The 11,625-nt window shown below is 73.1% G+C and carries 6 protein-coding genes; 3 read left to right on the top strand and 3 right to left on the bottom strand.

The window, feature by feature from the left end; genetic code table 11:
- Positions 1-31: 31 nt before the first annotated feature.
- A complete protein-coding gene (locus tag BLT67_RS04295) occupies positions 32-2,005 on the bottom strand; it encodes an acyltransferase family protein (RefSeq protein ID WP_269456980.1) in 1,974 nt (657 codons plus the stop codon).
- Positions 2,006-2,172: 167 nt separating this feature from the next.
- On the opposite strand from BLT67_RS04295, the gene BLT67_RS04290 reads away from it, so the two are divergent.
- On the top strand, positions 2,173-4,728 hold the full coding sequence (locus tag BLT67_RS04290; protein ID WP_157674162.1) for a glycosyltransferase family 2 protein: 2,556 nt from the start codon (positions 2,173-2,175) through the stop codon (positions 4,726-4,728).
- Here BLT67_RS04290 and BLT67_RS04285 read toward each other — a convergent pair.
- The gene (locus BLT67_RS04285; RefSeq protein ID WP_092665872.1) at positions 4,686-6,473 is read right to left on the bottom strand and encodes a hypothetical protein; all 1,788 of its coding nucleotides are present in this window, start codon (positions 6,471-6,473) and stop codon (positions 4,686-4,688) included. The genes BLT67_RS04290 and BLT67_RS04285 overlap by 43 nt on opposite strands.
- A gap of 147 nt (positions 6,474-6,620) precedes the next feature.
- Between BLT67_RS04285 and BLT67_RS04280 the strand changes: the two genes are divergently transcribed.
- The gene (locus BLT67_RS04280) at positions 6,621-9,380 is read left to right on the top strand and encodes a hypothetical protein (protein WP_092665871.1); all 2,760 of its coding nucleotides are present in this window, start codon (positions 6,621-6,623) and stop codon (positions 9,378-9,380) included.
- A gap of 27 nt (positions 9,381-9,407) precedes the next feature.
- Here BLT67_RS04280 and BLT67_RS04275 read toward each other — a convergent pair whose 3' ends face one another.
- Positions 9,408-10,688 carry an O-antigen ligase family protein gene (locus BLT67_RS04275; RefSeq protein ID WP_092665870.1) on the bottom strand — a complete coding sequence of 427 codons (1,281 nt, stop codon included), beginning with the start codon at positions 10,686-10,688 and terminating at the stop codon, positions 9,408-9,410.
- Between the two features lie 108 nt (positions 10,689-10,796).
- Here BLT67_RS04275 and BLT67_RS04270 point away from each other — a divergent pair, with 108 nt between their 5' ends.
- The gene (locus tag BLT67_RS04270; protein WP_092665869.1) at positions 10,797-11,552 is read left to right on the top strand and encodes a polyprenol monophosphomannose synthase; all 756 of its coding nucleotides are present in this window, start codon (positions 10,797-10,799) and stop codon (positions 11,550-11,552) included.
- Positions 11,553-11,625: the final 73 nt, after the last annotated feature.

The following is an 11,625-nucleotide window of genomic DNA, read 5'->3' as shown; positions in this document are numbered from 1 at the left end:
GCATCTGACGTCGACGAGGATATCACCGGGTTCACAGCCCGGCCGCGGCGCGGATGCGGTCGACGAGCTCGGGGCCGAAGCTGCGCATGTAGGTGCCCGTGGTGTGGCTCACGCCGTCGCGGTACACGACGACGCCACCGATGACGCCCGGGCACCCCGCATCCGTGCAGTACCGATCGGCCACTTCGACGAGGCCGGCGCGCGGCTCGAGCGCGGCCGCCGCGACGAGCGGGTCGGCCGGCTGCGAGGCTTCCGCGACCGGCGTGCTGCAGTCGAACGGGTCGCCGCCCACGCGCTGCAGGCAGGCGAGGGTCTCCTCGGAGACGGTCGGCACGTCGGCGACCGCGACGACGCGCGATCCCGCTTCGATCGCGTCCGCCCACGCCGAGGCGAAGCCCTCTGCAGCGCCGTCGCTCGTCGCCCATCGGGCCGCGCTCGTGATGATGAGGTCGTAGTCGCCGCTCGTGAGCCGCTCGTCGATCTCGGGCATGAGCGGTGCGCAGTCGCTCGCCTCGCCGCCGTCGCGCCACTGGCAGCCGTAGCCGAGGTAGGTGTCCATGCGCCAGTCGCGATCCTCGAGCTCGGGGAGCAGGCCGGGCATGAGCATCGCGGCGTGGCTGTCGCCGACGAGCGCGACGCGCAGCGCGTCCTCCGACTCGGACCCGTAGGTGCACGACTGCAGCGGGCCTCCCTGGACCCGCCAGCAGGCGTACGCACCGCCGGTGTCCTCGGCCATGACGTCGACCGCCGGCGTGATCTCGCCGGTGACGTCCTCCGGGGAGCAGCCGTTCGCGAGGTAGTTCGCGCCGAAGCAGTCCACAGGAGCGACGCGCTCGGGCTGCACCGCCTCTGCGGGCCGGGTGATCTCGGTCGTCACGAGCGCGCCCGCGCCGAGCACGACCGCGGCCCCGACCGCCCATCCCACGACCACGCGCGGCCGCCACCGCCAGTCAGAGGTGAGCCAGGAGGAGCGTCGCGCTGGGTCCTCGACCCACGCGTACGACGCCCACGACAGCAGCAGCGTCGCCACGAGCGCGAGCGCGAGGAACATCGGCGACTCCTGCGGCAGGAGCGCTGCGCCGAGGATGATCACCGGGAAGTGCCACAGGTAGAGCGAGTAGGAGATGTCGCCGAGGAAGTGCGAGACGCGGTTGGTGAGCAGCGCGTTGACGCGCTCGTAGCGCTCTCCGCCCTCCACGCCCGCCCAGATCACGAGCGCCGTCGAGAGCACCGGCAGCAGGCCGGCGGGCGCGGGGAAGCCCGGCTCCGGAAGCACCAGGAAGCAGCTCGCGATGATGCCCGCCGTGCCTGCCAGTCCGGCCCACGGCGCGATCGCGGGCGGGATCCGGAGCCTCGTGGTCTGCACGATGATCGCCAGCACCGCGCCGATGCCGAGCTCCCAGGCGCGAGCGAGGGTCGAGAAGTACGCGAACGAGGGGTTCGTCGCGGTCTCGAGCAGCGCCCACGCGAACGAAGCGACGGCGATGAGGCTCGCGGCCGCCAGCAGCACGCGGCGTCGCCCCAGCCGGTCGCCGCGGAGCCGTCCCGCGATCCACAGCATGAGCACCATCACGATGGGCCACACGACGTAGAACTGCTCCTCGACCGACAGCGACCAGTAGTGCTGCAGCGGCGACGGCGGCTGGCCGGCCTCGAAGTAGTCGGTGCCGACGACGGCGAGGCGCCAGTTGACCGTGAACAGCGCGGCGAACGCGGCATCGATCGCGGCGGCGATCGCGCGCGGCTGCGGCAGCAGGTAGACCGAGCCGATCACCGTCACCGCGAGCACGAGGAGCGCGGCGGGCATGAGGCGCTTGATGCGCCGGCGGTAGAAGTCGACGAACGAGATGCGGCCGGTGCGCTCGTGCTCGCGCACCAGGAGGCCGGTGATGAGGAAGCCGGAGATGACGAAGAACACGTCGACGCCCACGAAGCCGCCGACGGGCCAGCCCGCGAGGTGGTTGGCGATGACGCTCACCACCGCGATCATGCGGAGCCCCTGGATGTCGCGGCGCTGGACGCGCTTGGTGCTGGTGCCTGTGATGGTCGCCTCTTGCTCGGTCCGGGGACGGATCCCGTTCCATATACTCGTGGATCATGACGGATGCCGACGCCCTGGCGCGCGATGGAGCCACCAGCGAATCGATCGCCGGCGTCAGGATCCTGGTCGATGTGCGTGACGATCGTACCGGCAGCGCCGATGCGCCGCGGCGCGTCGCCGCGATGCTGCGCGCGGAGATCGTGCGCGCGCTCGCACCGGCGGGTGGCTCCGTCGCTCCCGGCTATCCGGGCCGGCTGCTCGTCGGCCCGCGCACGCTGCCCCACGCCCGCCCGGGAGACGTCGTCTGGGGCGGTGGCCTCGGCGATGCGCTCGAGCGGCGCCTGGTCGCCGTCGACGGCGTCGACCACCGCGGCGCCGCGGGTCCGATGGCCGATCGGGCGATCCGCGAGGCGGGCGGCGACGCGTCGCTCGGTGTCGTGGGCGACCCGCTGCTGCTGCTCGGCGACCTGTTCCCCGAGCGCGTCGGGGATCGCGGCGCCGCAGCGGGGATCGGCGTCGTCGCCGACGTCGACGACGCGGAGATCGAGGCGGTCGAGGGCGCGCGGCGGATCGTGCTCGAGGAGGATCCCTGGCGCAGCGCCGAGGCGCTCGCCGGCTGCGCGTCGATCGTGACGTCGTCCGCCGACGTCCTCGCCATCGCCGACGGGCTCGGGGTGCCGGTGCGCCTGGTGCGCGATGCCGGCACGCTCCGCGCCCACCTCGACGATCACGCGTTCGCGACCGGGCGTGGACGGACGGCCCTCGCCGCATCCGTCGCCGAGGCGATGCAGGACGAGCCGCTCGCGCCGGCGGCGTTCGACGCCGAGGCGCTGCGGGCCGCCTTCCCGGCCGAGCTGTGGCGCACGCCGCGCGTCTCGGTCGTCGTGCCGACCGCCAACGTCGCGACCTGGGTCGACGAGTGCCTCGACTCACTGATGACCCAGGAGCTCGACGACCTCGAGGTCATCGTCGTCGACGACCGCTCGTCGGACGACACGGTCGCGCTCGCCCGCGCGGCCGCGCGCCGCGACCGCCGCATCCGCGTCGTCGCCGGCGCCGTGGCAGGCGGTGGCAGCGCGCGCAACCTCGGCGTCGATCTCGCCCGCGGCGAGTACCTCGCGTTCGCCGACGGCGACGACCTCGTGCCCGAGGGCGCCTACCGCGCGCTCACGGAGGCGGGGGACCGCAGCGGGAGCGACCTGGTCCTGGGGCGCTTCCTGAAGTTCTCGGCGTCGAAGACATGGGATCCGACGCGCTCGTGGAGCGTCTTCAAGGAGGACCGAGAGGCGGTCGACCTCGTCGGCGAGCCCTCGATCATCCGCGGCCGCGCGTGCTGGAACAAGCTCTATCGCGCGAGCTGGTTCCGCGACGAGGGCATCCGGTTCCCCGACGTGCCGCGGTCGAACGACATCGTGCCGGTCGTCACGGCCTACGTGCGCGCCCGCACGATCGACATCGTGCGCGACCGCGTCTACCTCTACCGCGACCGCCCGGGCGGCACGTCGATGACGGCGAAGGCCGGCCAGCTGCGCGGGCTGCGCAGCTACCTCACGCAGGAGTGCCTGTGCCTCGACCTCGTGCGGGGCACGGGCGACGCGAGGCTCCTCGACGAGTACACGCGCATGATCGTGCAGTCGGACGGCTGGGTGCTCGTCACGCGCGTGCTCGAGGCGCTCACGGAGTCGTCCCCCGAGGACGAGGCCGCGATCGCCGACCGCATGCGCGCGCTCCTCGGCGGGCTCTCGCCGGATGCGCTCGCGACCCTCCCGATGGAGCGGGCCATCGTGTTCTCGCTCATCGCCAGCGGCGACCTGCGCGGCGCGAAGGCCGCGCACGCCGAGCACAACCTGCTCGACGCCGCCCGGGCCATCGGGGGCCTCGAGCGCCTCGTCGCCGCCTCCGACGCGCTCGACGCGGCCGATGCCGACCCCGCGCTGCACAGCGTGCTCGCCCTCGCATCCGCCCGGGTCGCGCTCGCCGAGGTGCAGTCGCGCGCCCGCGACGCCGCCTCCGCAGCTGCGGCCGTCGCGAGCATCGCGTCGCGCGCGCCCGAGAACGGCCCGCGCCGCGACCCGCGCATGGGCGTCGTGGTGGAGGCGAGCCTCGCCGGCCGCCACGGCGTGCTCGAGCGGCTGAGCGCTGTGGGCGGCGGTGGCGTGGTCGCGCGCACGGCGCGGCGCCTCGGCGGCGGCGTGCAGGTCGAGGGCGAGGCGCCGGTCGCCCTCGCCGGCGCTCGGCTGACCGTGCTCGCAGAGCCGGATGCGGGTGGTCCCGTGCACGCGCTCGGCCAGATCGAGATCAGCGACGTCGAGGGCGAGGGCTCGTGGTCGTTCGCGATCGGCCCCGGCGCGCTCGCAGACGGCGTCTGGCGCCTCCAGATCGCGGCGGGCGACGATGCGGCGGGCCCGGAGGCGGCGTTCCTGTCGCGCCTGCGCTGGTCGGCGCAGCCCTTCTCCGAGACGTCGTCGCGCGCCGACCGCGTCGCGGTGCACGGCCGCGTCGGGGAGCGCTACGAGGTGAAGCTGCACGCCTTCCCTGCGGCGCCGCGCCGCGCGGCGCGCGCCGTCGCGCGGCGCCTCGATCCGCGCCTGCAGCGCGTCGTCGCGCGCGCGATCACGGGCGCGAGGAGCGCCGCGGGGCGGATTCAGCCCAGCAGCGCGAGCGAGGCGAACCGCGCCGGCGACTGACCGGCGAACATGAGCGGCAGGCCGCGCTCTCCCGTGCGCCAGCGCGCGTTCTCGAGCACCTCGAGGTAGCGGTCGCGCACGGGCTCCGCCGCGAGCCGGTCGAGGCCGCGTCGCCCGAGCGACTCGGCGCTGTCGATCGTGAACGCGCCGGGCGCCTCCGCGGCGGCGAGGCGCATCGCGAGCGAGCTCGGCCCGAGCGGCACGTCGGCGGGGGAGCCGATGACGTCGAACGCCGCGTCGTCGACCGCGACCGGGCCGCCGAGCACGCCCAGGCGCTGCTCGACGACGTCGCGGTCGACGCCCACGTCGCGCTCGTACGCGTGCGACGCCGCCTCGGGGGAGAGGAGCGCGGCGAGGTCGGCGACCATGAGCGGATGGCCGATGCGCGGTCGCGGGTCGCCGGGCAGCGCAGGGTCGTCGCTCCACGCCGCGCGGCCGAGCCGCACGAGGTCGGCGCGCTGCAGCGGGTTGGAGGTGAGTGGCGAGAGGCCGACGTAGCCCGCGCCGCAGTGCACGCCGGCTCGATGCGCCAGGTAGTGGCTCTCGGTGGCGTCGTCGGCCTCGGCCCGCACGCCGACCGCCGCGAGCGCGCGGTCGGTCTGCTCGACGAAGGCGAGCTCGAGCTGCAGGGGGAGGTCGAGATCGTCGCGCAGCTGCCACCACGAGCGCCACCCGAAGTTGCCCTTGTACGTCTCGGCACCGATGCCGCTGATGCCGAACACCCCGTCGACGTCGGTGTCGGCGTCGATGCCGAAGCCGTCGTAGGTCCCCGCGAGCGTCGCGAGCCACAGCTCGAGCTGCCCCGTGTAGTCGACGTCGTCGGGTGCGATGGTCCGCAGCGCCATGCCAAAGCGATCCGCGAGCGACTGCGCGACGCGCGCGTCCCCGCGGTGCACCTCCGCCTGGTCCTGCACGACGAGCTCGGGTCGACGCGCGCCCTCGAGCGCGAGCACCGCGGCGAGCACGACGCGCGAGTCCTGGCCACCGGAGATGCGCAGCCGCGGCGTGCTGCCCTCGAGGCCGAGCACCGCGGCCACCTCGCCCGCGATCCCGCGAGCGGCGGCGCGCATCGTCGAGCGGTAGTCGGTGGTCGGGCCGCCCAGCAGCGCGGTCACGGGGCGCTCGATCGCATGCGCGCCGCGCGCGTCGAGCAGCACCGCCGTGCCCGAAGGGCAGAACGCCACCTCGCGAAGGCTCGTGCCGGAGCCGAACGCTGTCTGCGCGATCCCCGTGAGGGCGGTCCGCGCGAGCAGCTCGAGCTCGTCTGCGCTCGAGCGCTCGCCCATCGCGTCGCGGAGCCGGCGCAGCACGAGCATGGAGTCGCACGCGGCCGACCACCCCTCGCCCGCGGAGCGCAGCAGCGACTGGTTGCCCCAGAGGTCGCGGCGCACCTCGACCGCGCTCGCCCGCCAGCGCGCCGCCGCGAACGTGCCGCCGAGCGACCACGCGTCGTCGCGCGTCCCCTCCGGTGCGGCGAGCCAGCCGTCGACGCCGACCGCGAGCAGCGAGCGCTCGGCGTCCACCGCGAAGCCGCGGAAGAACGTGCCCTGCTCCCGTCGCACGGAGCGCTCGACGTCTCGGCTCACCACGACGACCCGGGCGCCGTCGTCGAGCGGGACGACGGCGACGTCCTGGGGGTCCGCCCAGTCGGCGACCCACGCCTCGACGGCCTCCGCGCGGCCGCGCTCGACGCGCACGACGAGGAAGTTCGACACCTCGACCTCCTCGTCCGCCCGGCGGGCCACTTCGCAGGATAGCGCGGGCCCCCGCAAGGAGCCTCCCGCGGGCCCCGCGCGCGACGCGCGGACGGAACTTTACCTTCGACGTAGGGTCGAAGGTTCGCTACCTTTGCTGTTGTCCCCTCTCCTGCACCGATCATTGGATGCCGTCCCATGCGCTTCCTCCGCCGTAGCCTCGCCGCCGCACTCGCGGTCGTGCTGGCAGCCGGATTCCTCGTCGCGACGCCCGCCACCGAAGCCGAGGCGGCCACCGCCGCCGACTTCAACCCGGGCAACATCATCAGCGACCAGAACTTCTTCGATGGCGACGCGATGTCGGCCTCCGAGGTGCAGTCGTTCCTGAACGCGCAGGTGCGTCAGTGCGAGACGGGCTACACGTGCCTCAAGGACTACCGGCAGAACGCGCCGTCGATGCCTTCGAACGCCTACTGTGCCGCGATGCCGGCCCGCGACAACGACACCGCCGCATCCATCATCACGCGCGTCGCGCAGGCATGCGACGTGAGCCCGCGCGTGCTGCTCGTGCTGCTCCAGAAGGAGCAGAGCCTCGTGAGCCTCACGCGGCCCACGCAGATCCGCTACGACCGCGCGACCGGCTTCGCGTGCCCCGATACGGCGCCGTGCGACTCGAGCTTCGGCAGCTTCTTCTACCAGGTGTACTACGCGGCCCGGCAGTTCCAGCGCTACGCGAAGCACCCCGAGAGCTACAACCACCGCGCCGGCCAGCAGAACCGCGTGCTGTTCCACCCGAATGCGGCGTGCGGCTCGAGCACGGTCTACATCGCCAACCAGGCGACGGCCGGCCTCTACAACTACACGCCGTACCAGCCCAACGCGGCGGCGCTGACGAACCTGTACGGCACGGGTGACAGCTGCTCGGCCTACGGCAACCGCAACTTCTGGCGCATGTGGACCGACTGGTTCGGCAACCCCGCCGGCGAGGTCAACCGCCTCATCGTGCGCGAGCAGGGCTCGTCCACCACCTACCTCGTCAACGGCACCTGGATCCACCCGTTCCCGAACGGCACCATCCTCAACGAGTACCAGCGCTCGCTCGGCGCGACCCAGGTGGTCTCGAACGGCGCGCTCGCGTCCTACACGAAGGGGCAGGCGGTCACCCGCTGGCTCCGCGACGGGTCCGGCGGCAACTACTTCGTCGACGACGGCAAGGCCTTCCGCTTCGCCGACTGCAAGCAGGTGGGCCAGTGGGGCCGCACGTGCAGCTACGGCATCGGCGCCTCCGCGGAGATCCACGCGGCGCTGCGCGACGGCGGCCAGCTGCGCAACATCGTCGGCTGGAAGGGCGAGTGGTGGTACATGGCCGACGGTCGCCGCCACCCGATCGGCGACACCGCCAACATCGGTGCCCGGGGGATGTCGTACGCGAACTCGTGGATGTCGCCCGGCGCGCTCGACGAGTTCGGCATGGGCATCCCGTTCCTCGCCGAGGGCTACGGCGCGCAGAACTACAGCGGCACCCAGGCCGTCATGCGCACCGGGAGCGGTCTCGTGTGGATCGACCCCGCCCAGATGGAGCTCGACGCGTTCGCCGACTTCGGCAAGGTGACCTGGCTCTCGATGAACGCGGCGCGCGCCTCCTCCATCGACCTCCCCAACCGCATCGCGGTCGGCACGCAGGGCTACGTCGTGACGAACCGCGGCCTCCTCGAGGTGCGGATGGCGGAGTTCGGCGGGACCAGCTTCTTCAGCCCGCTCACGCAGGCGAACGTGCGCGGCATCCCGTCCGCCGGGCGCGCGTTCGGCCAGCACTACCAGGCCGAGCTCGGCTCGTCGACGGTGTGGCTCATGCGCGATGGCATGCGCGAGCCCGTCACGGCGACCGATCGCTCGGCGGCCGCCGCGACGGTGCCGTCGACGATCCACCGCGGCGTGGAGGGCTACCTCGACTGGATCCCGGAGCGCTCGAGCTACAGCCCGGGCACCCTGCTGCGCGACACCGAGTCGGGCGAGCTGCTGCTGACCTCGCGGTCGACGACCGTGCGGGTCTCGGATGCCCGCGTCCTGAACCAGCTCGGCCTCGACAGCACGCCGACCGCGATCACGCCCTCGGTGCGCGCCGGCCTGCCGGCCGTGAGCATGACCCTCGACGCCGACTACGGCATCCGCTGCGGCGTCGACGGCATCGCGTCGTGGGGCCAGCTGCGGCCGTATGCGAACGCGACCGCGCGCCAGGCGTGGCGCCTGACGCACGAGCAGCTGCCGGCCGACATCTGCGCCCAGATCCCGCGGGGGAGCACGATCGACCGCATCGCGATCGACAACGACGGCAGCCTGTACCTCATCGAGAACGGCACGCGGCGGGCGATCGACTCGCAGCGGACGCTGCGCTACCACGGGTTCGGGACCATCGGCCAGTCGCGCATCTCGGGCTACGCCCTGCACGCGCGGCCCGCAGGCACGCCGCTGCGGCCGTACTACTACTCGGGCACCGTGGTGCGCTCGCAGAGCAGCGGTCAGCTGTACATCGTCGACGACCACCGCCTCCTGCGGACCAACGCGACCGTCGTCGCCGAGCTGCAGTCGCCCATGTCGGTCACCGTCTCCGACGCGGTGATCGCGACCTTCCCGTCGGCGGGGTCGATCACGACGACGCTCGTGGAGCGCGACGGCGTGCGCTACGCGCTCATCGACGGGCGCCTCGTGCGCTTCCCCTGGCAGGACGCGCAGCAGTTCGGCACCCAGCACTTCACGTCGATCTCTGCCACGCTGTTCTCCAAGATCCCCGTCTCCGGCTGGATGTCGCGGTGGATCGAGGACCCGCAGGGGCGCGTCTGGTACGTCACGAACGGCACGCGCAACCTCGTCGACACCGCGGCGGAGCGCGCTGCGGCCGCCGGCCAGCACATCCACCGGGTCGACGCCACGGTGCTGCAGCTGCTGCCGGTGCGCTGACCGGCATCGGGCACCACGGAGGCCATCTCAGCGGATCGCTGGGATGGCCTCCGTGCGTGGTGCCTGCGGCGCGATCTGCCGACGCAGCGGGCCGATCACGAAGATGACGAGCAGCATCATGCCGAACTCGATCCACGGCCGCGACTCGGCGAGGCCCTGCACGAGCAGCGCGACCCACAGCAGCAGCGGGATGGTGTTGAGCGCGCGCTCGCCGACGGGGGAGCGGTAGAGCGCGCCGAGCGTGTTCGAGGCCGCGCGGTACTGCAGCGCCGCCCACACGAGCACGCCGACGATGCCGAGCTGCATGAAGACGTCGAGCCACACGTTGTGCGCCTGCAGGTAGACCATGCCGTGCATCTCGCCGAGCGAGTCGAACGGCGGCACCCACGGCAGCCAGTAGCCGAGGTAGCCGACGCCGACGACAGGACTCGTGAGGCCGAGGTCGATCACGCGTCCCCAGATGTCGAAGCGTCCCGTCATGTCGGCGTCGCGGCCGAGGAACTCGGTCACCGACTCCCAGTGGGCGAGGATGAGGCCGACGCACACCAGCCCGACCGCGATCGAGATGCCGAAGATGCGGTAGAAGGTCGCGCCGCGCCACCGCACCCATGACACGACGAGGAACGCGAGCACCGCGACCATCCCGACGGCGAAGAGCACCGTGGCGCTGCGCGTGACGAGCTGCGCGACGACCGGGAGCGCGACCCACACCGGCCACCAGCGGTCGAGGCCGGCGGCGGCGCGGCAGCCCGCGATGACGAGCGCGATGAGCGCGACCATGCCGAGCAGGTTGGCGTTGCCCATGACGCCCTGCACGCGGCCGCCTTCGAACAGCAGCCCGCTCGACCAGTGCAGCTCGCCGCTGACGTCGGGCGGATAGTCGGCCCACAGCGGGAAGAGGGGCTTCCGCAGCACGAGGGCGACGAAGGCCTCGAACAGCAGCGAGGCGATGATGAGCCCCTGCATCGTCCAGTGCGTCAGGTCGAGGATGGTGCGGTACGGGAGCGAGGCGATGAGCACGGCGCTCGCGATGGTGCCGAGCAGCACGAGCGAGCCCACGAGCGACCACAGGGGCGAGATCGCCCAGATCGACGACACGACCGCGAGGACGGCGAACGCGACGACCGTGACGGGCATCCGCTGGAGCCGCACGCGCAGCAGCACGAGCTCGATCGCGACCCAGACGAAGGTCGCGACGACCAGGCCGGCCCACGCGGGGTAGCCGATGACGTTGCGCACCGCGTCGCCGCATGCGGCGTTGGCGACGATCCACGTCGCGAGGATCGTCCTCCTGGTCTGCCCGGGCACCGGACTATCGTGCCACGCTTCCGTCGGCCGGCACCCCGCGCCGTCAGCCCAGCGGCGCCCGCGTGTGCGAGGATTGCTCGCCGCCGTCGTCCACGAATCGGGAGCCACATGCGCGTCGTCGTCCTGGTGCCCACCTACAACGAGCTCGAGGCGCTGCCGGTGACGATGGACCGCCTGCTGAGCGCGGCGCCCGGGGTCGAGGTGCTCGTGATCGACGACGCGAGCCCCGACGGCACGGGCGCGCTCGCCGACGCGATGGCGGCTGCCGACGCGCGCGTGACGGTGCTCCACCGCGCCCGCAAGGAGGGACTCGGCGCCGCCTATCTGCACGGCATGCGCGTCGCGCTCGAGCGCGGGGCGGATGCGGTGGTCGAGTTCGACGCGGACGGGTCGCACCCCGCCGACGCGGTGCCGCGCATGCTGGCGCGCCTCGAGGCGGGCGCCGACCTCGTCATCGGCTCACGCTGGGTGCCCGGCGGGGGCATCGCCGACTGGCCGTGGCAGCGGCAGCTCATCTCGCGCGCCGGCAACCTCTACGCCAAGGTCATGCTCGGCTCGCCCGTGCACGACATGACGGCAGGGTGCCGCGCGTACACGGCCGAGCTGCTGCGACGCATCCCGCTCGCCGAGGTGCGCAGCCAGGGCTACTGCTTCCAGATCGACATGACGCGCCGCGCGCAGGAGGCGGGCGCGGTCGTCGAGGAGGTGCCGATCCTCTTCCGCGAGCGCGAGCTCGGCACCTCGAAGATGACGCCCGGCATCGTGCGCGAGGCGCTCACGAGCGTCACGGGCTGGGCGGTCGGGCGCGCCGCCCGCCGCTTCGCCGAGCTGCTCGGCGTCAGGCGAACGCCGACCTTCCGCTGATCGCCCGGCTACGCGCGGTGGAGCTGAGGGCGGAGGCCCGTTCGGGCCTCCGCCGCGACCCCAGCGCCGGTGC

This window comes from Agrococcus carbonis, from assembly GCF_900104705.1.
GTDB lineage: Bacteria > Actinomycetota > Actinomycetes > Actinomycetales > Microbacteriaceae > Agrococcus > Agrococcus carbonis.
This window is presented reverse-complemented; position numbering and strand designations above follow the sequence as displayed.